This is a genomic window from Pseudomonas sp. AL03 (assembly GCF_029960815.1).
Taxonomy (GTDB): domain Bacteria; phylum Pseudomonadota; class Gammaproteobacteria; order Pseudomonadales; family Pseudomonadaceae; genus Aquipseudomonas.
The window spans coordinates 13,985-39,930 of sequence record NZ_JASBRE010000024.1 but is presented as its reverse complement, the minus strand read 5'-3'; the positions used below and the strand labels follow the sequence as shown (position 1 = coordinate 39,930).

Genomic DNA, 25,946 nt, shown 5'->3' with positions numbered 1-25,946 from the left:
TTGTCATTTTTTCGGCGGTAACGCGATCACTCGGCCAATGTAGGCGGGGGCGGGCAGGTCGGCTTGCTCGGCAACGATGGCTTGCAGCTTGCTCAGGGTTTCTTCGCTGAAGGGTGCGGATCGCGGGCCGTCGAGGTCGACGTGCAGCAGCATTTGCTCGTTGCCCGCCAGCGCCTTGTCGTCGCCCACCCGATGCAGGCTGTGATAGAGGTGCAGACGTTTGCTGTCGTGGCCGACGATTTGGGTGTGCACCTCGACATCGGCGTCGAGCTTCACTTCGTGCAGGTAATTGAGGTGCAGTTCGAGGGTGAACAGCGAGTTACCGCTGACTTCGCGGTTGTTGCTGTCCATTCCCAGGCGATCCATCAGCGCGTCGGTGGCGTAGCTGAAAATCAGCAGGTAGAAGGCATCGCGCAGGTGGCCGTTGTAGTCGACCCAGTCGGGGATGATTTTGGTTTGGTAGGTGGTTAGGGTGGGCATTTTTCTCTCCAGACATGATCGGCGCTGATCGTTCCCATGCTCCGCGTGGGAACGATCAGCGTGGACTACTCGCTAAACGCCATCCCATGCTTTTCCTTGGTAGTCTTCACCGCCTCCAGCACTGCCAGCAAACAGTCATCACGATAGCGCTCCAGCGCCGAAATGCTGTGCGTGCCCAACTGATCAGTGGTGCCATCCACCACATCATCGATCAACTTGTCGGTCAATTCCGGCGCCGGCAGATACGTCCACGGCAACTGCAACGCTGGCCCGAACTGCGCCATGAAGTGCCGCATACCCGCATCGCCACCCGCCAGGGTGTACGTCAAAAACGTGCCCATGAACGACCAGCGCAAGCCCGCACCAAAACGAATGGCATCATCGATCTCACCGGTGGTCGCTACACCGTCGTTAACCAGGTGCAGCGCCTCACGCCAGAGCGCTTCGAGCAAGCGGTCGGCGATAAAGCCGGGTACTTCCTTGCGCACATGCAGCGGGCGCATGCCCAAGGATTCATAGACTTTCATTGCCGCTTGAACGGCTTCGGGAGCGGTGTTTTTGCCGCCAACCACTTCCACCAGCGGCAGCAGATAAACCGGGTTGAATGGGTGGCCGACAACGCAGCGTTCCGGGTGCGTCGAACTCTCGTAGAACTCGCTCGGTAGCAGGCCCGAGGTGCTGGAGCCGATCAGCGCGTTGGGCTTGGCCGCCGCGCTGATTTTGCTGTGCAGTTCCAGTTTCAGATCCAGGCGTTCCGGAGCGCTTTCCTGAATGAAATCTGCGTCGCCAACGCATTCTTCAATGGTGGCGACAAAGCGCAACCGGTCCTGCGATGCACCGGGCGCCAGGCCTTGTTTCTCCAACGCAGCCCAGGCATTGGCGACGCGTTTGCGCAGGGCTGCTTCGGCGCCGGGTGCCGGGTCCCAGGCCACCACGTCGAGGCCGTGGGCGAGGGCGCGGGAGACCCAACCGCTGCCGATGACACCGCTGCCCAGGGCGGCGAAGGTTTTGATTTCGGTGATAAAAGTCATGGCAATTTCCTGAAGTTGAAAAGGTCGATTAACCGCGCTTGGTCAGGCCCATTTTTGCCCGGCCTTCAGCTGGCGTCAGAACGCGGGCGCCGAGGCGGCTGAGGATCTCCGAGGCGCGTTCGACCAGTTGGCCGTTGGTTGCCAGTACGCCCTTGTCCAACCAGATGTTGTCTTCCAGACCGACCCGCACGTTGCCACCCAGCAGTACCGCTTGTGCCGCCATCGGCATTTGCATGCGACCGATGCCGAAGCCGGCCCACACCGCATTGGCAGGCAAGTTGTCGACCATGGCTTTCATGGTGGTGGTGTCGGCCGGCGCGCCCCACGGGATCCCCAGGCAGAGCTGGAACAGCGGGTCGTCGAGCAACCCTTCCTTGATCATCTGCTTGGCGAACCACAGGTGACCGGTGTCGAAAATTTCCAGCTCGGCCTTCACGCCCAACTCTTGAATGCGTTTGGCGCCAGCGCGTAGCTGGGCCGGGGTGGACACGTAAATGGTGTCGCCGTCGCCGAAGTTCAGGGTGCCGCAATCGAGGGTGCAGATTTCCGGCAGCAGTTCTGCAACGTGGGCCAGACGGGTCAGCGGGCCGACCAGGTCGGTGTTCGGGCCGAACTCCATCGGGTTCTCGCCAGCGCCGATTTCCAGGTCGCCGCCCATGCCGGCGGTGAGGTTGACGATGATGTCGACGTCGGCTTCGCGGATGCGCTCCATCACTTCGCGGTACAGCGCCACGTCACGGCTGAACTTGCCGGTTTCGGGGTTGCGCACGTGGCAGTGGACCACGGTGGCGCCAGCCTTGGCGGCTTCCACGGCGGCAGCGGCGATCTGTTTCGGGGTGACCGGCACGTGTGGGCTTCTGGCGGTCGTGTCGCCAGCACCGGTGAGTGCGCAGGTGATGATGACGTCGTGGTTCATGAGGCGGGTTCCTTGCAGGCGTGATGATTCCGATCGCAGCCCGGTCGGGCTGCGAGTCGGTGGTTCAATCGGGTTTATTGGGTTGTCAGTTGCAGGTTTTCAGCCGCCGGTTTGCCATCGAAAGTGGTCACGCCTTCGAGCCAGCGTTGCTTGTCTTGCGGGTGATCTTTCAGCCATTGCTTGGCCGATTCGAAGGCGTCCTTGTGATCCAGCAGCGGCTGCATCATCCGGCTCTCGTCTTCGGCGGTGTACGTCAGGTTGCTCAGCAAACGACCGATGTTCGGGCATTGTTCGGCGTATTTCGGTGCGGTGACGGTCCAGACCGTGGCCATGCCTTCGTTCGGGCCCAGGGCGTCTTCGCTACCGGTGAGGTAAGTCATCTTCACGTTGATGTTCATCGGGTGCGGCGCCCAGCCGAAGAACACCACGGCCTCTTTGCGCCGTACGGCGCGATCCACCGCCGCGAGCATGCCGGCCTCGCTGGACTCGACCAGCTGGAACTTGCCGAGACCGAACTGGTTCTTGGCGATCATTGCCTTGATCTGGGTATTGGCGCCCGAACCTGGCTCGATGCCGTAGATCTTGCCGCCCAGTTCCTTTTCAAACTTGGCGATGTCGGCGAAGGTTTTCAGGCCCTTGTCGGCGAGGTAAGTCGGCACAGCGAGGGTGGCGCGGGCGTCCTTGAGGCTCGGTGCTTCAAGCACTTTCACCTGCTTGCCATCGACGAACGGGGTGATGGTCTGGGTCATCAGCGGGTTCCAGTAGCCCAGGAACAGGTCCAGGCGCTGGTCGCGGATCCCGGCGAAGATGATTTGCTGGGACGCGCTGGTTTGTTTGGTGTTGTAGCCGAGGCCATCGAGCAGGACTTGGGTCATGGCGCTGGTGGCGATTACGTCGGTCCAGTTCACTACGCCCATGCGCACGTTCTGGCATGAAGCAGGTTCGGCCGCCATGACGCTGGCGCTCAAGAAAGCGGTACCGCTGAGTGCAAGAACACAGCTGCTGATCAGTCGTTTCATGTCGGGTTCCTCGGCAGGTCGTTATTGTGGGTCCGGGCGTCTTCGTGCGCCGGTGATGCCAAGTTACGCAGCTAAGCTCCCGTGAAAGCGCACTGCGGCGACCAGCTCTTGCACTGCAGCGACCTGTCCTCTTGAATGCCATCGACAACTGGCGTATCAACGTCCACACGCTACCCGTCAACCGAGTGCGCTCCATGTCCCAGGATTTCTACTTTTTGTTGATGCCGGGTTTCTCGGCCATCGGTTTCATCTCGGCGATCGAGCCGCTGCGGGTCGCCAATCGCTTTCGCGGCGAGCTGTATCGCTGGCATGTGCTCAGTGCGGGCGGCGGGGCGGTGCTGGCCAGCAACGGCATGTCGGTCAACGCCGATGCGGCGCTGGAACCGTTGAAGAAAGGCGCGACTCTGCTGGTGGTCGCCGGTTTCGAACCCCTGAAATTCGCCACCCCGGCGCTGGAGCACTGGCTACGTCGACTGGACAACGAAGGCGTGACCCTCGGCGCCATCGACACCGGCAGCTTCGTCCTCGCCGAAGCCGGCCTGCTCGACGGCCATCGCCTGACGCTGCACTGGGAAGCCATCGACGCGTTCAAGGAGTCCTATCCGCAGCTCAGCGTCACCCAAGAGCTGTTCGAGATCGACCGCCGGCGCATTACCTCCGCCGGCGGCACCGCGTCCATCGACCTGATGCTCGACCTCATCAGCCAGGCCCACGGCCCGGAACTGGCGATCCAGGTCAGCGAACAATTCGTACTGGGGCGCATCCGCCCGCGCAAAGACCACCAGCGCATGGAAGTCGCCACGCGTTATGGCATCAGCAATAAGAAATTGGTGCAGGTGATTGGCGAGATGGAGCAGCACAGCGAACCACCGTTGAGCACATTGACGTTAGCCGAATCGATCAAGGTAACGCGACGGCAGCTCGAACGCCTGTTTCGCCTGCACCTGAACGACACGCCAAGCAATTTCTACCTGCGTTTACGGCTGGAGAAAGCGCGGCAGTTGCTGCGGCAGACGGACATGAGCGTGCTGGAGGTGAGTATTGCCTGCGGGTTTGAATCTCCGTCGTATTTCACCCGCAGTTATCGGGCGCGTTTTGCGCGGTGTCCGCGGGAAGATCGCCGGCAAAGCCAAAAGGCCTGAACCTCCGGCATGGGGCGAAACCCAATCCCTGTAGGAGCGAGCGGTGCGGCGATCCGACTTGCCCGCGAAGGCGGCGTGTCAGGCGACAGTAATTTTGAATGTGCCGGCCTCTTCGCGGGCAAGTCGGATCGCCGCACCGCTCGCTCCTACAGAATTTGCGGCACTCACTTTTTCATCAGCGCCGAGCAGGCCGCTTTAAACGCCTCATGCTGATACTTGTTCAGCGTGCCCGGCAGTTCAAAATCGAACTTCTTGTTCTGCGCGTTGATGGTCTGTGGCGACAGCAGCGTCACCTCGCAATTCTCCAGCAACTGGAAAACACCCTCGATCTTGAACGTGGTCGGCCCACCGGCGAACTCACCTTTCTTGCTGCGCTTCTTGATCGCGATCCGGTCGATGGAGTTCTCGCGCACAAACGACGCCACCTGAGCGGCAAAGACTTTGACGTTCGCGGCTTCGTCGTCATCGTCGAGGGCGATTTTCTTGGTGGTCAGGGCGACGTGGCTCAGGGCCTGACCGTCGAGGGAGGCCACGGCGATGATCGCTTCGCTGCCTTTGATTTCGATGCCGCAGATTTTCATGAGGTCGCCTTGTGAATGGATGAATTTCGCCAGAAAAATGTAGGGAAGGAGCAAAAAAACTGTGAATCAGTCTATATTCAGGATGGCTGAATTGATTCTGGATATGAGCCGCCTCTGCTTCTGGGTATTTTTGCTAGTTTTTATTATTGATCAAATCGTCCATGTGGCTGATTGTAGAGCCACTCAATAACTCTCCATGGCGGTCAAATATCGGATCAACTAATACTGATATTTTTTTTGCTCTAAGTTTGTGCATAAAATGGTCGAATTGCTTATCATCTTCAATTATATTAAGTTTGTAGTTTTCCACTGTCGAAGCAATTGCTTTCCAGTTTTCTAGAAAGTGTTTTAAGTCGATTGGTCTGCTGATTAAGAAAACCATATCGTTAAAAAGGATCGGATTGTTTCTTTCGTCCATTATTGTTGTTAAGGGGGCGTAATAATTTTTGCAGGTGTCATGAAGTGCTGACAATCCTCGTGTGTAAACCGCCTTTTCGAAATTTAGGCATTCAATTGGTTTTGCGGGTGTTTGTTGGTTTCTCATGATTGTGTCTTTGTTGCTAAACACATCCCCGTCACTTGAGAAACAAAGAGGGTTGCCGCTTTCTTGGGCAGCGCGAGCTTGCTCGATAAAACGACTACACTCGATATCAGCATTTTCTGATGTAAATCGTTGTATTTGTCCACGGTGTTGTATGTATCGTGTCGAACTATCTTCCAACGTCGCTTTGATGCAGTGAGTTCCAACTAGATGCTCTTGGTCTGGAGTCCATAAAATGTGTGTTGCTTTGGTGCTTATATTTTCAAGACTTCCCCAGACAGCTTGACTTTCTGGTAATAAGGTAAACCACTTTTTGTAGTCAAAATTCTTAAGTTCTGGGTATAAATCAATGCCTGGATTTGAGCCGGTTCCTAATATCCTATCTGATGGGCGTCTACATTTTTTGTGGATAATACCATTGTCAAACGGAAGGCTTGTTTCTTGGATTTCGACGAACATGCCGTTGTGAGAAAGCCCGTCACCACAATGGATGCATTTTGAAACGTTTGTGTTACTAGTAATGCTAGATCTGATTTTCTCCGAATAAGTCAGTGGGATTAGCTCATTGTCAATTGCGGAAATAGACTCCGCATCAGGTAGTATAAGATTCTTCTTCATGAATCGAGGATCTTCATGGAAGAGCCTGGCGGCGCCACTGATAGTTGCGGCTCTTCCATAGAGCTTGTATTTGCTCCCGTCCTGCAATTCGACCTTGTCTTCTTGGAAACTAAGCAAAAATTCTCCTGCATCATTGAATCTTTTCAACTCAAGAAGAACTACCTCGTTTTTTTTGTTTGGTGACTCTATGAGTATAACTTCACGTCCTGAGCAAATCTTGAATTTTTCGGCGTCAAAGGCGAAGTGAAAATTTGTGTCGGATTGAAGGGGGGCTGTTTGGGGTGGCTTTATAAAGTTATCCAGTAGTGATTTTGTTTCGGAGTTGTCAATGGATTGCCTGTTCTTTGACCAGTCGAGGCTTTTTGTAATTATATAATTCCATAGAAGCTCCGGGTGAATCGAAAGTTGGCATGTGATTGATGTTAGAAAAGCACTTTCGTAAGTGCCGCCTTGCTCTAGATCAAGGGTTATTATGTGGATTTTCTTAAGAAGTTCAATAAATTCTACGTCTGAAACTTTTTGGTGCTTGTTGTTTGAGGCAATTAATTTAACGATGTTGGAGACTTTCTGTAGTGTCTCTTGTTCTGATTGGGATAGAGGGTTTTCGGTAAGTGCGTCAACATTTAGGCGCAGTGATTTCGTGATTTTCTTGAGCTCTTTTGTTATTTTTTTTTGATGAGTCTGCTGTTGTGACTAATGTGTAGCTGTCTTTTGGATTTTGAGAGCTTCGATTTTGTTTGTAGAATTGTTCAATTGTTTTGAAAAAGTCAGAGGTGGGCGCTTCAGATAATGATAGTTGGCGCTTGGCTTGGATATATGTTATTGATTTTTTGTGAATTAATTTTATGTCGTCAATAGAATCGCTTGTTTCAAAAGATATTTTTTTTATTTTTAGCTGCTTGTGATGACCTAGAGCTATTGAGCAGTCAAGGCTCAGGCCCATACTTAATACAAAGAAGGCCGCAACCCTTTGTTGGAAGTCGACACCGCTATTAGTGGCTGAGCCTCCGCCGGTATTATTCATTTCATAACTCCTTTTATGTGTGTTTTTTGAAAAGTTTAAATATCTAACGCTGATGTGATTTTTGCATTATGGCATCGGAGTAAGTTGCTGCTGTCAAATGATTTAATCGCTATGCAATTGAGTTGTGTTTAACGGACAGAACTAAAGGAGTAGCTCTACGGTTGCCAATTCCCCAGGATCCAGAAGAAAAAGGCTCTTGTGTCTTCTATTTATGATCCGTCACTCCTGCCCAATCGACTCCAAAAACTCCGACCGCTCATCACTCATTCGCGCCACGCAATCATTCTGCGCAATGGTGAACGCCTTGCTGCCGGCCGTCGTCGGAAACGCGTCAACCGCGCAATCCGCATCCCGAGTCTTCAACCATTGCTGCTGAGCGGCCTTGAGCTTGGCGGTGATGTCGGTCAGTTGCGCCGGGTTCTTGCCGTAGGTCGTTTGCAAGCGTTCGGTCAGGCTTTGATAGTTGTCTTTAAGCAGGTCTTCGGCGGTGGTTCTGCCGTAGACCGAGCATTCCAGGGTCTGGACTTCGTTTTCGACTTTGTCGCAGGGGTTGTCGTCGGACTCTTCCGCCGCGTGTACGCCGGTCGCTATCAGTGCTAACGCCAGGAAGATCGATTTCATTGCGTCGCCGCCCCTTATCAGTAAAGCATCCAGTAATGCCGCGAATTCTCGCCCAAGCAGCGGCCCTTGAACAGGTGGGCAATTGCGTCCATCAACGACCCTTTGTCGCAGATTGACGCTTTCGGCAAACCCCCTGTCGTTTTTGCACCCGGCTACCCCGTCCCTCAGGCATATGCTGGCCCCAAAGCGCCGACACACGATTCGGCGCACGAATCGCTAATAGGGGACAGCCTGATGAGCCCAGCCGAATTGCACGCCGACAGCATCGTTATCGACGGTCTGATTATTGCCAAGTGGAACCGTGAGCTGTTCGAAGACATGCGCAAGGGCGGTCTGACCGCGGCCAACTGCACCGTGTCGGTGTGGGAGGGCTTCCAGGCCACCGTCAACAATATCGCCGCCAGCCAGAAGCTGATCCGCGAAAACAGCGACCTGGTAATTCCAGTGCGCACCACCGCCGATATCCGCAAGGCCAAGGAGCAGGGTAAAACCGGCATCCTCTTCGGTTTCCAGAATGCTCATGCGTTTGAAGACCAGATCGGCTACGTCGAGGTGTTCAAGCAGCTCGGTGTCGGTATCGTGCAGATGTGCTACAACACCCAAAACCTGGTCGGTACCGGCTGCTACGAGCGCGATGGCGGCCTGTCGGGTTTCGGTCGTGAAATCGTCGCCGAGATGAACCGCGTCGGCGTCATGTGCGACCTGTCCCACGTGGGTTCGAAAACCTCCGAAGAAGTCATCCTCGAATCCAAGAAACCGGTCTGCTACTCCCACTGCCTGCCGTCGGGTCTGAAAATTCACCCGCGCAACAAATCCGATGAAGAACTGAAGTTCATCGCCGATCACGGTGGTTTCGTCGGCGTGACCATGTTTGCGCCATTCCTGGCCAAGGGCATCGATTCGACCATCGACGATTACGCCGAAGCCATCGAATACACCATGAACATCGTCGGCGAAGACGCCATCGGCATCGGCACCGACTTCACCCAGGGCCATGGCCAGGACTTCTTCGAATACCTGACCCATGACAAGGGCTACGCCCGCCGCCTGACCAGCTTCGGCAAGATCATCAACCCGCTGGGCATCCGCACCGTCGGCGAGTTCCCGAACCTGACCGAAACCCTGCTCAAGCGCGGCCATCCCGAGCGCGTGGTCCGCAAGATCATGGGCGAGAACTGGGTCAACGTTTTGAAGGACGTCTGGGGCGAGTAAGCCACAGCACCTCTGAATCCTTTCCCCCGGCCGTCCGTGCCGGGGGCAACACCACGAATTTTCTGGAGTTAAGTTTCCATGGCCAAGATCGCCCCGCAATTGCCAATCGAAGTTGACAGCGAAACCGGTGTCTGGACCTCCGACGCCCTGCCGATGCTGTACGTACCGCGTCATTTCTTCGTCAACAACCACATGGGCATCGAGGAAGTGCTGGGCGCCGACGCCTACGCCGAAATCCTCTACAAGGCCGGCTACAAATCCGCCTGGCACTGGTGTGAAAAAGAAGCTGAATGCCACGGCCTGGAAGGCGTTGCGGTGTTCGAACACTACATGAAGCGCCTGTCGCAGCGCGGCTGGGGCCTGTTCAAGATCCAGGACATCGACCTCGACAAAGGCACTGCCAGCGTCAAGCTCGAACACTCGGCGTTCGTCTATGTCTACGGCAAGGTCGGACGTAAGGTCGACTACATGTTCACCGGCTGGTTTGCCGGTGCCATGGACCAGATTCTGCAAGCCCGCGGCAGCAACATTCGCACGGTTGCCGAACAAGTCTACGGTGGCTCCGAAGAAGGCCACGACGACGGTTTGTTCACCGTCAAGCCGTTGTAAGTCGAGGACCCCGTCATGGCTTTCGAAGCAATGTTCCAGCCGATCCAGATCGGCAAACTGACCATCCGTAACCGCGTGCTCAGCACCGCGCACGCCGAGGTCTATGCCACCGACGGCGGCATGACCACCGACCGGTACGTCAAGTATTACGAAGAGAAAGCCAAGGGCGGGATCGGCCTGGCGATTTGCGGCGGTTCCTCCAGTGTGGCCATCGACAGCCCGCAAGGCTGGTGGAAGTCGGTCAACCTGGCCGACGACCGGATCATTCCGCACTTCCAGAACCTGGCCGATGCCATGCACAAGCATGGCGCCAAGATCATGATTCAGATTACCCACATGGGCCGACGCTCGCGTTGGGACGGCGAGCATTGGCCAACCCTGCTGTCGCCGTCGGGCATCCGTGAACCGGTGCACCGTGCGACCTGCAAAACCATCGAGCCGGAAGAAATCTGGCGAGTAATCGGCAACTACGCCACTGCGGCTGGCCGCGCCAAGGCCGGTGGCCTGGACGGCGTCGAACTATCGGCAGTGCACCAGCACATGATCGACCAGTTCTGGAGCCCGCGAGTCAACAAACGCACTGACGAGTGGGGCGGCAGTTTCGAGAACCGCATGCGTTTCGGCCTGGAAGTGATCAAGGCTGTGCGGGCTGAAGTCGGCCCGGATTTCTGTGTCGGCATCCGTCTGTGCGGTGACGAGTTCCACCCGGACGGCTTGTCCCACGAGGACATGAAGCAGATCGCCAAGTACTACGACGACACCGGCATGATCGACTTCATCGGCGTGGTGGGTTCGGGTTGCGACACCCATAACACCCTGGCCAACGTTATCCCGAACATGAGTTATCCACCGGAGCCGTTCCTGCACCTGGCTGCCGGTATCAAAGAAGTGGTCAAGGCCCCTGTTTTGCACGCGCAGAACATCAAGGACCCGAACCAGGCGACCCGTATTCTGGAAGGCGGCTACGTCGACATGGTCGGCATGACCCGTGCCCACATCGCCGACCCGCACCTGATCGCCAAGATCAAAATGGGTCAGATCGACCAGATCAAACAATGCGTCGGCGCCAACTACTGCATCGACCGTCAGTACCAGGGCCTGGACGTCTTGTGCATCCAGAACGCCGCGACCTCCCGTGAATACATGGGCGTGCCGCACATCATCGAGAAATCGACCGGTGTGAAGCGCAAGGTTGTGGTGGTCGGTGCCGGTCCTGCCGGGATGGAAGCCGCTCGCGTGTCGGCCGAACGCGGCCACGACGTGACCCTGTTCGAGAAGAAAGAATTCATCGGTGGGCAGATCACCACTGCCTCGAAAGCGCCACAGCGTGACCAGATTGCCGGCATCACTCGCTGGTTCCAGCTTGAGCTGGCCCGTTTGAAAGTCGACCTGCGCCTGGGCGTGGCGGCCGATGCAGCAACTATTCTGGACTTGCGTCCGGACGTGGTGGTGCTCGCCGTCGGCGGTCATCCATTCCTGGAGCAGAACGAACATTGGGGCGCGGCTGAAGGCCTGGTGGTCAGCAGCTGGGACATCCTCGATGGCAAGGTCGCACCGGGCAAGAATGTGCTGGTCTACGACACCATTTGCGAATTCACCGGGATGTCGACCGCCGACTTCCTCGCCGACAAGGGCAGCCAGGTCGAGATCGTCACCGACGACATCAAACCGGGTGTGGCCATCGGCGGTACGTCGTTCCCGACCTACTACCGCAGCATGTACCCCAAAGAAGTGATCATGACTGGGGACATGATGCTGGAGAAGGTCTACCGCGAAGGCGACAAGCTGGTGGCGGTGCTGGAAAACGAATACACCGGCGCCAAAGAGGAGCGGGTGGTGGACCAGGTGGTCGTCGAAAACGGCGTGCGTCCGGACGAAGAAATCTACTACGCGTTGAAGGAAGGCTCGCGCAACAAAGGCCAGATGGACATCGAAGCTTTGTTCGCGATCAAACCGCAACCTTCGCTGAGCCAGGCGGGCGACGGCTACTTGCTGTTCCGCATCGGCGACTGCGTGGCGCAACGCAACACCCACGCGGCGATCTACGACGCGCTGCGGTTGTGCAAGGATTTCTAAGAGCTTGTGGATAACCCTGTAGGAGCGAGGCTTGCCCGCGAAGGCCTCCTGACATTCAACATTGATGTCGGCTGATCCATCGCCTTCGCGGGCAAGCCTCGCTCCTACAGGAATTCGAGCAAGGCATCCAGCTAGTTAGGCCTGCAAGACCCGAGGTCTTTGGGAGCTCCACCATGTTGAACACCCTTCTTCCAATCCTGTTGTTCGCTGCCCTGGGCCTGGCTGTCCTGGGCGCGTTGCGGCGGGTGGCTATGTGGCGCCGAGGTCGAGCTTCGAAAGTCGACCTGATCGGCGGCCTGTTCGCCATGCCCAAGCGCTACATGGTCGACTTGCACCATGTCGTCGCGCGGGACAAATACATCGCCAACACCCACGTCGCGACTGCGGGTGGTGCGGTGGCGTCAATGGTGCTGGCGATACTGGTTCACGGTTTCGGCCTGCACAGTCGCATTCTTGGTGTTGCCCTGTTGATTGCCTCGACGGTGATGTTCGTTGGTGCGATTTTCATGTTTCTGCGTCGTCGCAACCCACCGGCTCGCCTGTCCAAAGGGCCATGGATGCGCCTGCCAAAAAGCCTGTTGGCATTCTCTGCAAGCTTCTTTCTGTTGACCCTGCCGGTGGCGGGCATTCTTCCGGAAAACTTCGGTGGCTGGGTGCTGGCGGCGATCCTCGGCGTCGGCGTGTTGTGGGGCGTCAGCGAACTGTTCTTCGGCATGACCTGGGGCGGGCCAATGAAGCACGCCTTCGCTGGTGCCCTGCACTTGGCCTGGCACCGTCGCGCCGAACGTTTCGGCGGCGGCCGTTCCACCGGTTTGAAACCGCTGGACCTGAACGATCCAAACGCGCCACTGGGCGTGGAAAAACCCAAGGATTTCACCTGGAACCAACTGCTCGGCTTCGATGCCTGCGTGCAGTGCGGTAAATGCGAAGCGGCGTGCCCGGCATTCGCCGCCGGCCAGCCGCTGAACCCGAAAAAACTGATTCAGGACATGGTGGTCGGCCTCGCGGGTGGCACCGATGCCAAGTTCGCCGGCAGCCCTTATCCAGGCCAACCGATTGGCGAACACGCCGGCAACCCGCATCAACCGATCGTCAACGGTCTGGTGGACGCTGAAACCTTGTGGTCCTGCACCACCTGCCGCGCCTGCGTCGAGGAGTGCCCGATGATGATCGAGCACGTTGACGCCATCGTCGACATGCGCCGTCACCTGACCCTGGAAAAAGGCGCAACCCCGAACAAGGGCGCCGAAGTCCTCGAAAACCTGATCGCCACCGATAACCCTGGCGGTTTCGCGCCGGGCGGGCGGATGAACTGGGCGGCGGACTTGAACCTGAACCTGCTCAGCGAGAAGAAATCTGTCGACGTGCTGTTCTGGGTCGGCGACGGTGCCTTCGACATGCGCAACCAGCGCACCTTGCGCGCCTTCGTCAAAGTGCTGAAAGCAGCCAAGGTCGACTTCGCCGTGCTGGGCCTCGAAGAACGCGACAGCGGTGACGTGGCCCGACGTCTGGGCGACGAAGCGACGTTCCAGTTGCTGGCCAAACGCAACATCCAGACCCTGGCCAAGTACAGCTTCAACCGTATCGTCACCTGCGACCCGCACAGCTTCCACGTGCTGAAAAACGAGTACGGCGCCTTCGACGGCCACTACCTCGTGCAGCACCACAGCACCTACATGGCCGAAATCATCGGCGCTGGCGCCCTCAACCTCGGTCAGCACAAAGGCAGCAGCGTGACTTATCACGATCCGTGCTACCTCGGTCGTTACAACGGCGAATACGAGGCGCCGCGTGAAGTGCTGCGTGCCCTCGGGATCGAGATCAAGGAAATGCAACGCTCCGGTTTCCGTTCGCGCTGCTGCGGCGGTGGTGGCGGTGCACCGATTACCGACATTCCGGGCAAACAACGGATCCCTGACATGCGTATGGACGACATCCGCGAAACCGGCGCCGAACTGGTGGCCGTGGGTTGTCCACAATGCACCGCGATGCTCGAAGGCGTGGTCGAACCCCGGCCGCTGATCAAGGACATCGCCGAACTGGTGGCCGATGCGTTGCTCGAAGACGCCGCGCCAGGCAAACCGGCCACACCAGCCAAACGTGAACCTGCGGAGGTGCATTGATGAGCGACATTATCCGCCGCGACCCACGCGCCGAATGGATCGCCCGCAACCGCCTGCACCCGCTGCACGCGGCCATGCAACCGGCGCAGCACAGCTGGATGGGACCTAATGGCATCATCCGCAAGAATCCCCATGGCATCGGTTTTATCGGTCCCAACGGCATCAAACGGATCGACCGCAGCGGCGCTCAACAGGGCGGGGCGACAAAACGTTCGGCCGCGGTTGAAGTGCAATTGCCGCTGCATCAAGTTCCTGCACCTGCGTTTTACATCAGCGTGGTGCCGGACATGGTCGGCGGCCGCTTGAGCAGCCACGACCGCGATTTGCTCGGTCTGGCTCATCAGTTGGCCGGCAAGGACGGCGCGGTGTTGGCCGTGGTTTTCGGCGAACACAAAGAGAATGCCTTCGCCACTGCTGGCGTCGATCGCTTGCTGGTGCTGGATGGTGACGAATTCAGCGGTTATGCACCGGAACAAAGAGTCCAGGGCCTGCGGGCTGTGGATAACCAGTTCAGCCCGCGTCACTGGTTGCTGCCGGACAGCCGCAGCGGCGGGGGGGAACTGGGTCGACGCTTTGCCGCAGCACTGGGCGAGCGCCCGGCCACGCGGGTCTGGCAGGTCAAGGATCAGGAGTGCATCGGCCGCGCTGGTGCTGGTTTGCAAGACCTTGCGCGCCCGGTCGCTCGCTTGATTCTGGCCGCCGTCGAATGCGCCGAACCGGTCAGCGAAACCCGTCACGAAGCCTTGCCGGTGGAGTTATCCACAGCGGTGGTGCGCAGTCTCTCGCGCATCGAGGATTTGGGCGCGGTGGCAGTGGACCCGGCGGCGATTCCGATGGCCGAAGCCGAATTCATCTTCTCCGGCGGCAACGGGGTCAAGGACTGGGGACTTTTCCACAGGACGGCCGAAGCGTTGGGCGCGACCGAAGGCGCGTCCCGTGTGGCAGTGGATGACGGCTTCATGGCGCGCGACCGTCAGGTCGGTGCGTCCGGCACCTGGGTTACCGCAAGGGTCTACGTGGCGGTGGGGATTTCCGGGGCAATCCAGCACCTGCAAGGCATCGGTGCCTGCGACAAGGTGGTGGCGATCAACCTCGATCCTGGCTGCGACATGATCAAACGGGCCGACCTGTCGGTGATCGGTGAAAGCGCCGAAATTCTTCAAGCCTTGATCGATGCGGTAGAGGCTTACCGCAATGAAGCCAAGCGCGATGCGGCTTAAGGAAAGGAAAGGGTTATGAGCACGAAAATCATCAGCCTGGTGTCCATCGGCGCCCACCCGACTTCCGGCCGGCCACGTCGCGCTGAACAGGATGCGCGGGCGGTGGAACTGGGTCTGCAACTGGCTGGGGATAACCTGCAAGTGCTGCATGCAGGCGATGTCGCGGAGCCTGCATTGCGCGCGTATCTGGGCATGGGCCTGGAACAGTTGCATGTGCTTGAACAACCTTCAGGCACCGATGCACTGCCGGCATTGACCGCGTATTTGCGTGACGCCGGAGCTCAGGTCGTGCTGACCGGCAGCCAGGCGGAAACCGGCGAAGGCTCGGGCATGTTGCCGTTCCTGCTGGCGGAAAATCTAGGCTGGCCGCTCGTCGTAGGGCTGGCTCAAGTTGAATCCATCGACGGCGGTTCGGCGCTGGTGCTGCAAGCCTTGCCACGCGGTCAGCGTCGTCGTTTGAAAGTGCGGCTACCGTTTCTCGCGACGGTGGATAACGCTGCGCCGAAACCTCGGCAGAGCGCTTACGGGCCGGCCCGACGCGGGGTGTTGCAGGCGGATGAAGTCGAAGTGATCGACGATGAACTGCTGGCGGTCGCCACCCTGCAACCGGCCAAGCCACGGCCTAAACGCTTGAAGGTGATCAAGGCCAAGAGTGGCGCGGACCGGATGAAAGCCGCGACGGCCAAGGCCAGTGGTGGAGGCGGACAAGTGCTTAAAGGGTTGAGTGCTGCCGCTGGGGCTGAGGCGATTCTCAAGTTATTGATTGAGGAAGGCGTCGTTCGCTAACGGTCCTGTGGAGTCCGCTAAATGGCAGTTGAATTTCGTTCGGCCCTGCGCGCGGATGCGCGGGAGATTGCTCGTTTGTTTCAGATTTCATCAGAAGGCGCTGCGGATTACATCTGGAGTCAACTGGCGCAGCCCGGTCAGGACCTATTGGATGTCGGTGCCAGTCGGTACGCCCGTGAAGACGTGGATTTTTCCTGGCAGAACTGCCTCATTGCCGAGGCCGAGGGAAACGTCATTGGCATGATGCACAGCTACGTGATGCGTCACGATCCGCTGGCGGCCCCTGTGACCGATCCGGTCCTGGCGCCGTATGCCAGGATGGAAATTCCCGACACCCTCTATATCTCCAGCCTGGCGCTTCATGAAGGCTGGCGAAATCAGGGCCTGGGCAAGCAGTTCCTCGCCTACGCCTACGACCGAGCCAACCAGCTTGGGCTCAATGGCTTGAGCCTGATCGACTACGCCGTGAACACCGGCGCCCGCCGGTTCTACGAGCGCCACGGCTTCCGTATCGTCGATACCTGCCAGATCACGCCACACCCGATGATTCGGGTCACGGGTGAGGCCTATCTGATGTATCGGCCTTAAGGCACGAATCCTATCCCACAGGGGTGATGTGTTTACCCACAGTCCCTGTGAGCGCTTCTGTGGATAACATGTTCGCCGTTCGCCACGGCCCATACAAATCAAGCCCTGCAACCCTTCGTATAAAAAACGACCAACTTAACTTGCGGTTTTTTCAGGCTTTTTCCTGAGGATAACTTTTCACGCGAGCCAATACTTGCCCCCAATCTCTGTTAGCGCATCTGTGGATAAGATGTTCGCTGTCCGCTACAGGCCATATAAAACGGGCTTATCAGGTGGATGATCAAAAAACGATCAAATCATCGTTTTAGATCGATAAACCGCGCGAAAACCCCGATATATCGCGGCCTCCAACGGTTTTCCACAGATCCATCGAAGTTGCCCCCAAAGTCTGTTGGCGCTTCTGTGGATAAGGTGTTCGCCATCCTCTGCAGGCCACGTATTTCGTGCCTTACAGGCTTCCGATCAAAAAACAACCAATCGCAGTTCAAAACCCTGCTTCTGGATAAGTCACGGATTTTCTTCGGTTTCTGTGTAGAAAGTTTTCGCTGTAAACCGAGTTGTCCCCATTTGCTGTGGGTGAAGGTGTGGATAACTTGTTCGCGAACCTCTACAGCCCCACACCCGTGGCAGCTCCAATGCAATTGATCGAAATTTGAACAATAAAAAACCGCGAAACGTGTTCGCGGTTTTTTGTCTCAGCGGGGTCGGTTAGCCTTGAACCGGCACGCCTTTGAGGTAAGGCGCAGGCTCAGCCCCCAGGTTGTTCAGCAAACGCTCGCTGTACCAATCCACAAAGTTCACCACGCCAAACTCATAGGTCTTGGAATAAGGCCCTGGCTGATAAGCGGTGGAGTTGATGCCGCGCTGGTTCTCTTCGGCCAGGCGACGGTCTTGGTCGTTGGTCGCATCCCACACCTTGCGCATGCGTTCCACGTCGTAATCCACGCCTTCGACCGCATCCTTGTGCACGATCCACTTGGTGGTGACCATGGTTTCCTGCGCGCTGATCGGCCACACGGTGAAGACGATGATGTGATCGCCCATGCAGTGGTTCCAGGAGTGCGGCAGGTGCAGGATGCGCATCGAGCCCAGGTCCGGGTTCTTGATGCGGCCCATGAGTTTGGCGCAGCCCTGTTTGCCGTCCAGGGTCATCGACACGGTGCCTTTGAGCAGCGGCATGCGCACGATGCGGTTACGCAGGCCGAAACTGGCGTGGGCGTAAGGAATCTTCTCGGCTTCCCAGGCAGCGGCGGAGGCGGCGACGTGGTCCTTGAAGGCCTGGTCAGCGCGCGGGTCGGTAACGTCGTCCCATTCCAGCAAGGTTTTCAGCAGTTCCGGGTGCGATGCGTTGCAGTGGTAGCACTCGCGGTTGTTTTCCAGCACCAGTTTCCAGTTGGCTTTTTCGAACAAGGTGGTCTGGATCGCCACCTTGGTGTTCTCCATGTCGTACGGTTCCATGTAATGGTTCAGCGTCGACAGGAAGTCATCAATGGCCGGCGGATTCTCCGACAGACTGATGAAGATGTAACCGCCGGCAGTCTTCACGTTCACCGGTTTTAGGCCGTACTGCTTCATGTCGAAGTCGGCGCCCATCTCGGTGCCGGCAAACAGCAGGCGACCGTCCAGTTCGTAGGTCCACTGGTGGTAGTGGCAAACCAGTTTGGCGACCTTGCCTTTTTCGCTGGTGCACAGCCGCGAACCACGGTGACGGCAGACGTTGTGGAACGCATGCACCACGCCTTCGGCGCCACGAATCACGATGATCGGGTTCTTGCCGACTTGCAGGGTCAGGTAATTGCCCTTGGTCGGGATCTCGCAGGTCATGCCGGCGATCAACCACTCTTTCGAGAAGATTTCCTGCATGTCGATATCAAACAGCCGCTCGTCAGAGTAAAACGGCTGCGGCAGCGAGAAAGTGCGTTCGCGCTCTTGAAGCATTTGCGCGGTGGCCTTGCGTGCGGGTTCCAGCGGATCGCCCAGACTGATTTTTGCGGTGACGTCCATCGATTTGATCCTCAAGGCCATTTTGTGTGGCCGGCGAAATAGTGGCTGATACGGTTTGCTACGCAAGGGTGTAAAGAAAACGTCTTTGTGTGGGGCCGAGTGTGGGGCCGGCGCACGCCAGAACCTTATCCACGAGCGACATGGCCCACTCTGTTCCCGACGCGCAACCCCCGGTAGTTAAGGGCTGGTCGCGATAAGTATGTGAATGTCGCAGATAGGTAAATGGGTGGTTCGCGCGTTACGCAGAATTGCCAACATAAGGCCGAGCATCGGCGGTGGAGAACAGCATGTCCAACAGCTTCCTGAATCCGGTAACCACCCAGACCTGGGCCAATGGTCGGCACATCGTCCGTTGTGTCAAAGTCATCCAGGAAACCTGGGATGTGCGCACCTTCTGCTTTATGGCTGACCAGCCGATTTTGTTCTTCTTTAAACCGGGGCAGTTTGTCACCCTGGAGCTGGAGATCGAAGGCGTGCCGATCATGCGCTCCTACACCATTTCCAGCTCGCCATCGGTGCCGTACAGCTTTTCGGTGACGATCAAGCGCGTACCGGGCGGCAAGGTTTCGAACTGGCTGCACGACACCCTGCATGAAGGCCAGGAGCTGGCCGTGCACGGGCCGGTCGGACTGTTCAACGCCATGGACTTCACTGCGCCGAAGGTTCTGTACCTCAGCGGTGGCGTCGGTATCACGCCCGTCATGTCGATGGCTCGCTGGTTCTATGACACCAACGGCAACGTCGACATGGTGTTTATCCACAGCGCCCGTTCGCCGAAAGACATCATTTACCACCGCGAACTGGAACACATGGCGTCGCGGATCGATAACTTCAGCCTGCACCTGATCTGCGAGAAGCATGGTCTGGGCGAGCCGTGGGCCGGTTATCGCGGTTACCTGAACCACAAGATGCTCGAACTGATGGCGCCGGACTTCCTTGAGCGCGAAGTGTTCTGCTGCGGCCCGACGCCGTACATGAGCGCGGTCAAGCGCATGCTCGAAGCGGTCGGCTTCGACATGAGCCGTTATCACGAGGAATCCTTCGGCGCCACGCCACCGGAAGCCCGTGCCGATGCGGTGGAACAAGCCGAAATAGCAGCAGACGCACCGGACATCGATGTGGCGGACCTGCATCAAGTGGAATTCACCGCGTCCGGCAAGAGCATTCGCGTTGCACCGGGTGAAACCGTGCATGCGGCGGCGGCCAAGCTGGGTCTGTTGATTCCGAAGGCTTGCGGGATGGGGATCTGCGGGACGTGCAAGGTAATGAAGTTGGGTGGCGAGGTTGAGATGGATCACAACGGCGGGATCACCGAGGAAGATGAGGCCGAGGGGTTTATTCTTTCGTGCTGCAGCGTGCCGAAGGGTGATGTGCGGATTGAGTTTTAAGCCTTTGTTGTCCCATCCCGATATCGGGATGGGATCGCTTTCGTGTAGTCGACAAACAGATCCGGCATCAGTGTGTCGGTTGTATCCGGTGCAAAACGACCGGTAATGCTGCGAGCGCTGCTGTCCAGAATGAGGTGAGCGGCATCCGCCATGATCGCAGGCGTGCGCGCATGCTTGTAGGACTCGCGTGACCCGAGTTGAAACTCGATGGCGGCGGTCGCAATCATCGTCTGCGGCCACAATGAATTGACGCTGATGCCGTAGTTCTTGAATTCCTCGCTCAAGGACATGCTTGCGCTCCTGATTGTTTTTATCTGAGCGAATGGTAGACCACTCAGCGCTCACTGATCGTTCCCACGCTCTGCGTGGGAATGCAGCCCGTGACGCTCTGCGTCACAATCGGCGTCGGGCCTTGCGCTAGCGGTGAAGCTGGAACGGGGAGCGTCCCTGGAGGCATTCCCACGCGGAGCGTGGGAACGATCCTGGTTCCGGGGAGTGACCACCGGCTTAGTACCACCGTTGAATTTCAATCAAGCCCTCCTGGCCTGCGTAATCGCGGGCGCTTGAATACCTCCAATGCTCCGGCAAATCCACATACCCACGCTTCACCGGGTTGTAATGGATGTAATCCAGCTTCTGGCGCATCACTGTTTCGCTGTACACCCTTTCTGCATGCGAACCTTCCTGCCACAGCTGATAAACCCGGTCCTGCTTGTGTGCACGTTTGCTGAAGCGCAGGCGCCGCAAAGCGCGCTCGGCGCCTTTGTTTTGCAGATCGTCGATGATTTGTCGGGCGGTGAAGGATTTGAATTGGCTGAGGCATTTGCTCAGATCTGGAGCCTGCGCAACAAAGTGCAGATGGTTCTCCAGGACGACATAGCCATACAGTTTCAGAGCTTGATGGGTTTGCTGATAGCGCCAGCAATTGAGCAGGTGATCGACGATGTAAGGGCGGATGAACAGCGGGAGCCATTCCATGAGAGTGCAGGTGAGAAAGTGGGGTTTGTCGGGTTCGGTGATGGTGTAGCGGCTTCGACCCATGGGATTCGTCCTTGAATCTGGTAGTGCGGCGGGCTGGAACGCGGAGCGTCCCTGGAGGCATTCCCACGCGGAGCGTGGGAACGATCAGGTTGCGGGGTTTGTCGCAGGGTGGCTAGACGGTAGCTTCCGAGTGAAGCGTAGGAATGATCAGCACCAAGGGCAGGCTAAAGATCGTTCCCACGCTCTGCGTGGGAATGCAGCCCGTGACGCTCTGCGTCACAATCGGCGTCGGGCCTTGCGCTAGCGGTGAAGCTGGAACGCGGAGCGTCCCTGGAGGCATTCCCACGCGGAGCGTGGGAACGATCATGTGGGAAGTTAGCGGGACATGACCTCGCGAATATCCGCCGCCAATTCCCGTACACGTTCTTCTTCGGTGTCCCACGAGCACATGAAGCGTGCGCCGCCGTTGCCGATGAAGGTGTAGAAGCGCCAGCCCTTGGCCGTCAATGCAGCAATGGCCGGTTCCGACAGTTGCAGGAACACACCGTTGGCCTGCACCGGGAACATCAGTTCCACGCCTGGAATATCGCTCACCAGTTCCGCCAGCAACTGCGCGCAGTGGTTGGCGTGTTTGGCGTATTTGAGCCAGGCGTCGTTTTCCAGAATCCCGACCCAGGGTGCCGAGAGGAAACGCATCTTCGAGGCCAGTTGCCCGGCCTGTTTGCAGCGGTAGTCGAAGTCTTCGGCGAGTGCGTGGTTGAAGAACAGAATCGCTTCCCCGACGGCCATGCCGTTTTTGGTGCCGCCGAAGCACAACACGTCGACACCGGCCTTCCAGGTCAGGTCCGCTGGCGAGCAGCCGAGGAACGCACACGCATTGGAAAACCGCGCACCGTCCATGTGCAGATTCAGGCCCAGCTCTTTGCACGTGGCGCTGATGGCGCGGATTTCTTCCGGGGTGTAGACGCTGCCGACTTCGGTGGCCTGGGTCAGGGTGACTACGCGCGGTTTCGGGTAGTGGATGTCCTGGCGCTTGAGCGCGATTTCGCGGATCGATTCCGGGGTCAGCTTGCCGTTTTCAGTGCGGGCGACGAGCAGCTTGGAACCGTTGGAAAAGAATTCCGGTGCGCCGCATTCGTCGGTTTCGACGTGGGCGGTTTCCGAGCAGATCACGCTGTGGTAACTCTGGCACAGCGACGACAGGGCCAAGGAGTTGGCGGCAGTGCCGTTGAAGGCGAAGAATACTTCGCAGTCGGTTTCGAACAGTTTGCGGAAATCGTCGGACGCGCGTGCGGTCCACTCGTCGTCGCCATAGGCGCGCTGGTGGCCGTGGTTGGCCTGTTCCATGGCAGCCCAGGCTTCAGGGCAGATACCGGAATAGTTGTCGCTGGCGAATTGTTGGCTCTTATCGGTCATGGCCGGCTTCCGTGTTCGGGGGGCTCTTATGGTGAAGAGTTCCGTGGTCAATGATGGTGCGCACTTTACCCAAGATCGTCAGGAGAGCACACGCGATGATGCTGTCAGAAAAATACAAAGACGCCGGGCAATTATGCACATGACGCAAAGGGACGGGGCACTGGATCTGCTCAAGTGGCTGGCGCTGTTGAGCATGGTGCTCGATCACCTGCGATATGTCGGTTATTCCGTCGATATTCTGTATGTTCCGGGCAGGCTGGCCTTTCCGTGGTTCTGTCTGGCGATGGCCGCAAACCTTTCGCGGGCCCGCGCGGTGACGACCGACGGCCAGTGGCGTTATCTGGGCTGGTTGTTGCTGTTTAGCGCCATCAGCGAAATTCCCTACCGGATGTACATTCCTGATCCCAACACCTTGAACGTGCTGCCCACGTTGGTTCTGGGGCTATTGGTAGCGCGTGGTTGGCAGCAGGAAGCGCTGCAATCGCGACTGCTCGCGGTCGGCGCTCTGACGCTGGCGGCGCTGTTCCCGGAACGCCTGATGTTCGGCTTCTTCGGCGTATTGTTGCCGCTGGGGATGTTGCTGGTGATCAAGCGGCCCTGGTACTTCAGTCTGCTGCCCGGACTGGTCTGTCTGGCCGCCAACCAATGGGAGGTGCTGTATTACTCCGCCCGATTTGGTAACCGTGCGGCCATCCTCGGTATCACCACTTGTCTGATCGCGCCATTGCTGGGGCTGGTCTTGTTGCGACATGCCAAACATCTCAAGCCACCACCGATGCGGCGTTGGGCGTATGCGCTCTATCCCGCGCATTTCCTCGCACTGTTGGTCCTGCGCCAACTCCTGACCTGACATAGTCCCTGTGGGTTTGAGGGCAGTGTCTGACCAGCCAATTGCGCTCATGTCGTAAACGCACCTTTGCGTGGCGTCCATAGGCATTTGACCTGTCTGCGCCGGTCATACCATCGCATCCAAAGGGCACTGCCGAAAGGTACGTGCCTCACCGAGACGAATGGCGCACTGCCGCCGCTGGGAGAGACGCGATGTTCAGCAAGCAAGACCAGATCCAGGGTTACGACGATGCACTGCTGGCGGCGATGAATGCCGAGGAGCAACGCCAGGAAGATCACATCGAGCTGATCGCGTCCGAGAACTACACCAGCAAACGCGTCATGGAAGCGCAAGGCAGTGGCCTGACCAACAAATACGCCGAAGGCTATCCGGGCAAGCGCTACTACGGTGGCTGCGAGCACGTCGACAAGGTTGAAGCGCTGGCTATTGAACGCGCCAAGCAGCTGTTCGGCGCCGACTACGCCAACGTGCAGCCGCACTCCGGCAGCCAGGCCAACGCCGCGGTATTCCTTGCGCTGCTGCAGGCTGGCGACACCGTGCTGGGCATGAGCCTGGCCCACGGCGGTCACCTGACCCACGGCGCCAAGGTCAGCTTCTCCGGCAAGCTCTATAACGCTGTGCAGTACGGCATCGACACCGCCACCGGCCTGATCGATTACGACGAAGTCGAGCGCATGGCGGTCGAGCACAAGCCAAAAATGATCATCGCCGGGTTCTCCGCTTACTCGAAGACCCTGGACTTTCCGCGCTTCCGTCAGATCGCTGACAAAGTCGGCGCTTATCTCTTTGTTGATATGGCTCACGTTGCCGGTCTGGTCGCTGCCGGCCTCTACCCGAACCCGCTGCCGTACGCTGATGTGGTCACCACCACTACCCACAAAACCCTGCGCGGTCCTCGTGGCGGTCTGATCCTGGCCAAGGCCAATGAAGAGCTGGAAAAGAAATTCAACGCTGCCGTATTCCCCGGTGGTCAGGGCGGCCCGCTGATGCACGTGATCGCCGGTAAGGCGGTGTGCTTCAAGGAAGCGTTGGAGCCAGGTTTCAAGGCTTACCAACAACAAGTGATCGACAACGCTCAGGCCATGGCCGGCATCTTTATAAAACGCGGCTACGATGTAGTGTCCGGCGGGACTGACAACCACCTGTTCCTGGTCAGCCTGATCCGTCAGGGCCTCACCGGTAAAGAGGCGGATGCAGCACTGGGTCGCGCCCACATCACCGTGAACAAGAACGCTGTGCCGAACGATCCGCAGTCGCCGTTCGTCACCTCCGGCCTGCGCATCGGCACCCCGGCGGTGACCACGCGCGGCTTCAAGGTGACCCAGTGCGTCACGCTGGCCGGCTGGATCTGCGACATCCTCGACAACCTCGGCGACGCCGATGTCGAAGCGAACGTCGCGCAGCAAGTGTCGGCCCTGTGCGCGGACTTCCCGGTTTATCGCTGAGCGCGGTTTTGGAGTAAATGACTATGCAACGCTACTCGGGCTTCGGCCTCTTCAAACACTCCCTCAGCCATCACGAAAACTGGCAGAAAATGTGGCGCACGCCGACCCCTAAAAAGGTCTATGACGTGGTCATCGTCGGCGGTGGCGGGCATGGTCTGGCGACCGCCTACTACCTGGCCAAAGAGCACGGCATCACCAACGTGGCCGTGGTCGAGAAAGGCTGGCTGGGCGGCGGTAACACCGCGCGCAACACCACCATCGTTCGCTCCAACTACCTGTGGGATGAGTCGGCGCACCTGTACGAACACGCGATGAAATTGTGGGAAGGCCTGTCCCAGGACCTGAACTACAACGTGATGTTCTCCCAGCGCGGCGTTTACAACCTGTGCCACACCCTGCAGGACATTCGTGATTCCGAGCGTCGGGTCAGCGCCAACCGCCTCAACGGCGTGGACGGTGAACTGCTCGACGCCAAACAAGTGGCCGACGAGATTCCGTACCTCGACTGCTCGAAGAACACGCGCTACCCGGTGATGGGCGCAACCGTCCAGCGTCGCGGCGGCGTGGCCCGTCACGATGCCGTGGCGTGGGGCTTTGCCCGTGCCGCCGACGCCTTGGGCGTGGATTTGATTCAACAGACCGAAGTGATCGGTTTCCGTAAGGAAAATGGCGTGTGCATCGGCGTTGAAACCAACAAAGGCTTCATCGGCGCCAAACGCGTCGGTGTCGTGACCGCCGGTAACTCCGGGCACATGGCCAAACTTGCCGGTTTCCGTCTGCCGATCGAATCCCATCCGCTGCAAGCGCTGGTGTCCGAGCCGATCAAACCGATTATCGACAGCGTGATCATGTCCAACGCCGTACACGGTTACATCAGCCAGTCCGACAAGGGCGACCTGGTGATCGGCGCCGGCATCGACGGCTACAACGGCTACGGCCAGCGTGGTTCGTACCCGGTGATCGAGCACACCGTTCAGGCCATCGTCGAGATGTTCCCGGTCTTGTCCCGCGTACGCATGAACCGTCAGTGGGGCGGCATCGTCGATACCACGCCGGATGCGTGCCCGATCATTTCGAAAACACCTGTACCGAACATGTTCTTCAACTGCGGTTGGGGTACCGGTGGCTTCAAGGCAACACCTGGCTCGGGCAACGTCTTTGCCGCGAGTTTGGCCAAGGGTGAAATGCACCCATTGGCTGCACCTTTCTCCATCGACCGTTTCCACAACGGTGCGTTGATCGATGAACACGGCGCTGCTGCGGTTGCCCACTAAC

The 25,946-nt window shown here is 58.2% G+C and carries 23 protein-coding genes and 1 pseudogene; 12 read left to right on the top strand and 12 right to left on the bottom strand.

The features are described 5' to 3' along the window. Positions 1 to 3: 3 nt before the first annotated feature. The 4 genes from QK293_RS20995 to QK293_RS20980 all read right to left on the bottom strand — a co-directional run bounded on the left by QK293_RS20995 (position 4) and on the right by QK293_RS20980 (position 3,446). Positions 4 to 480: a thioesterase family protein gene (locus tag QK293_RS20995; RefSeq protein WP_282380572.1), complete on the bottom strand. Its 477-nt coding sequence runs from the start codon at positions 478 to 480 to the stop codon at positions 4 to 6. Between the two features lie 65 nt (positions 481 to 545). Next, positions 546 to 1,511: an L-carnitine dehydrogenase gene (locus QK293_RS20990; protein WP_282380570.1), complete on the bottom strand. Its 966-nt coding sequence runs from the start codon at positions 1,509 to 1,511 to the stop codon at positions 546 to 548. 28 nt (positions 1,512 to 1,539) lie between these two features. Then, positions 1,540 to 2,427, bottom strand: coding sequence for a 3-keto-5-aminohexanoate cleavage protein (locus tag QK293_RS20985; RefSeq protein ID WP_282380568.1), 888 nt, complete (start codon positions 2,425 to 2,427; stop codon positions 1,540 to 1,542). Positions 2,428 to 2,501: 74 nt separating this feature from the next. Next, the gene (locus QK293_RS20980; RefSeq protein WP_282380566.1) at positions 2,502 to 3,446 is read right to left on the bottom strand and encodes a choline ABC transporter substrate-binding protein; all 945 of its coding nucleotides are present in this window, start codon (positions 3,444 to 3,446) and stop codon (positions 2,502 to 2,504) included. Between the two features lie 194 nt (positions 3,447 to 3,640). On the opposite strand from QK293_RS20980, the gene QK293_RS20975 reads away from it, so the two are divergent. Then, positions 3,641 to 4,588, top strand: coding sequence for a GlxA family transcriptional regulator (locus tag QK293_RS20975; RefSeq protein ID WP_282380655.1), 948 nt, complete (start codon positions 3,641 to 3,643; stop codon positions 4,586 to 4,588). A 164-nt stretch (positions 4,589 to 4,752) separates the two neighbouring features. On the opposite strand, the gene QK293_RS20970 is transcribed toward QK293_RS20975, so the two are convergent. The 4 genes from QK293_RS20970 to QK293_RS20955 form a co-directional block, all read right to left on the bottom strand. Then, positions 4,753 to 5,169: a DUF3010 family protein gene (locus tag QK293_RS20970; protein WP_282380564.1), complete on the bottom strand. Its 417-nt coding sequence runs from the start codon at positions 5,167 to 5,169 to the stop codon at positions 4,753 to 4,755. Between the two features lie 133 nt (positions 5,170 to 5,302). Next, positions 5,303 to 6,475 carry a hypothetical protein gene (locus QK293_RS20965; protein WP_282380562.1) on the bottom strand — a complete coding sequence of 391 codons (1,173 nt, stop codon included), beginning with the start codon at positions 6,473 to 6,475 and terminating at the stop codon, positions 5,303 to 5,305. 469 nt (positions 6,476 to 6,944) lie between these two features. Next, complete coding sequence (locus QK293_RS20960; protein ID WP_282380561.1) at positions 6,945 to 7,352, bottom strand: hypothetical protein; 408 nt, start codon at positions 7,350 to 7,352, stop codon at positions 6,945 to 6,947. 219 nt (positions 7,353 to 7,571) lie between these two features. Next, positions 7,572 to 7,973, bottom strand: coding sequence for a lysozyme inhibitor LprI family protein (locus QK293_RS20955; protein WP_282380560.1), 402 nt, complete (start codon positions 7,971 to 7,973; stop codon positions 7,572 to 7,574). Positions 7,974 to 8,207: 234 nt separating this feature from the next. Here QK293_RS20955 and QK293_RS20950 point away from each other — a divergent pair, with 234 nt between their 5' ends. The 7 genes from QK293_RS20950 (at position 8,208) to QK293_RS20920 (ending at position 16,587) form a co-directional block, all read left to right on the top strand. Beyond that, positions 8,208 to 9,185: a dipeptidase gene (locus QK293_RS20950; RefSeq protein ID WP_131060646.1), complete on the top strand. Its 978-nt coding sequence runs from the start codon at positions 8,208 to 8,210 to the stop codon at positions 9,183 to 9,185. 78 nt (positions 9,186 to 9,263) lie between these two features. After that, positions 9,264 to 9,794 (top strand): DUF5943 domain-containing protein, encoded by a 531-nt coding sequence (locus QK293_RS20945; RefSeq protein WP_003194877.1) that lies wholly within the window; start codon positions 9,264 to 9,266, stop codon positions 9,792 to 9,794. 15 nt (positions 9,795 to 9,809) lie between these two features. After that, the gene (gene dgcA, locus QK293_RS20940; protein ID WP_282380559.1) at positions 9,810 to 11,870 is read left to right on the top strand and encodes a dimethylglycine demethylation protein DgcA; all 2,061 of its coding nucleotides are present in this window, start codon (positions 9,810 to 9,812) and stop codon (positions 11,868 to 11,870) included. 173 nt (positions 11,871 to 12,043) lie between these two features. Then, positions 12,044 to 13,993 carry a dimethylglycine demethylation protein DgcB gene (gene dgcB / locus QK293_RS20935; RefSeq protein WP_282380556.1) on the top strand — a complete coding sequence of 650 codons (1,950 nt, stop codon included), beginning with the start codon at positions 12,044 to 12,046 and terminating at the stop codon, positions 13,991 to 13,993. Beyond that, the gene (locus QK293_RS20930; protein WP_282380554.1) at positions 13,993 to 15,213 is read left to right on the top strand and encodes an electron transfer flavoprotein subunit alpha/FixB family protein; all 1,221 of its coding nucleotides are present in this window, start codon (positions 13,993 to 13,995) and stop codon (positions 15,211 to 15,213) included. Before dgcB ends, QK293_RS20930 begins: the two co-directional genes overlap by 1 nt. A 15-nt stretch (positions 15,214 to 15,228) precedes the next feature. Further along, positions 15,229 to 15,999, top strand: a complete 771-nt coding sequence (locus QK293_RS20925) for an electron transfer flavoprotein subunit beta (RefSeq protein WP_282380552.1) — start codon at positions 15,229 to 15,231, stop codon at positions 15,997 to 15,999. 21 nt (positions 16,000 to 16,020) lie between these two features. Continuing rightward, positions 16,021 to 16,587, top strand: coding sequence for a GNAT family N-acetyltransferase (locus QK293_RS20920; protein ID WP_282380550.1), 567 nt, complete (start codon positions 16,021 to 16,023; stop codon positions 16,585 to 16,587). 708 nt (positions 16,588 to 17,295) lie between these two features. Here the strand turns inward: QK293_RS20920 and gbcA are convergent. Continuing rightward, a complete protein-coding gene (gene gbcA, locus QK293_RS20915) occupies positions 17,296 to 18,591 on the bottom strand; it encodes a glycine-betaine demethylase subunit GbcA (protein WP_282380548.1) in 1,296 nt (431 codons plus the stop codon). Between the two features lie 287 nt (positions 18,592 to 18,878). Here gbcA and gbcB point away from each other — a divergent pair, with 287 nt between their 5' ends. Next, positions 18,879 to 19,979 (top strand): glycine-betaine demethylase subunit GbcB, encoded by a 1,101-nt coding sequence (gene gbcB / locus QK293_RS20910; RefSeq protein ID WP_282380546.1) that lies wholly within the window; start codon positions 18,879 to 18,881, stop codon positions 19,977 to 19,979. Here the strand turns inward: gbcB and QK293_RS20905 are convergent. The 3 genes and pseudogenes from QK293_RS20905 to QK293_RS20895 form a co-directional block, all read right to left on the bottom strand. Continuing rightward, positions 19,976 to 20,263, bottom strand: a pseudogene (locus QK293_RS20905) (hypothetical protein); the annotation flags it as partial. The gene gbcB and the pseudogene QK293_RS20905 sit on opposite strands and share 4 nt — an antisense overlap. Before the next feature lie 223 nt (positions 20,264 to 20,486). Then, positions 20,487 to 21,020, bottom strand: coding sequence for a transposase (locus tag QK293_RS20900; protein ID WP_282380544.1), 534 nt, complete (start codon positions 21,018 to 21,020; stop codon positions 20,487 to 20,489). A gap of 315 nt (positions 21,021 to 21,335) precedes the next feature. Then, positions 21,336 to 22,376 (bottom strand): low specificity L-threonine aldolase, encoded by a 1,041-nt coding sequence (locus QK293_RS20895; protein WP_282380542.1) that lies wholly within the window; start codon positions 22,374 to 22,376, stop codon positions 21,336 to 21,338. Positions 22,377 to 22,509: 133 nt separating this feature from the next. Here QK293_RS20895 and QK293_RS20890 point away from each other — a divergent pair, with 133 nt between their 5' ends. From QK293_RS20890 to QK293_RS20880, 3 genes are all read left to right on the top strand, one after another. Next, entirely contained in the window at positions 22,510 to 23,226 is a 717-nt protein-coding gene (locus QK293_RS20890) for a TraX family protein (RefSeq protein ID WP_282380538.1), read from the top strand. A 191-nt stretch (positions 23,227 to 23,417) separates the two neighbouring features. Further along, entirely contained in the window at positions 23,418 to 24,671 is a 1,254-nt protein-coding gene (gene glyA / locus QK293_RS20885) for a serine hydroxymethyltransferase (protein ID WP_282380536.1), read from the top strand. A 23-nt stretch (positions 24,672 to 24,694) separates the two neighbouring features. Beyond that, on the top strand, positions 24,695 to 25,945 hold the full coding sequence (locus QK293_RS20880; protein WP_038981138.1) for a sarcosine oxidase subunit beta: 1,251 nt from the start codon (positions 24,695 to 24,697) through the stop codon (positions 25,943 to 25,945). The last annotated feature ends 1 nt before the right edge of the window (position 25,946 follow it).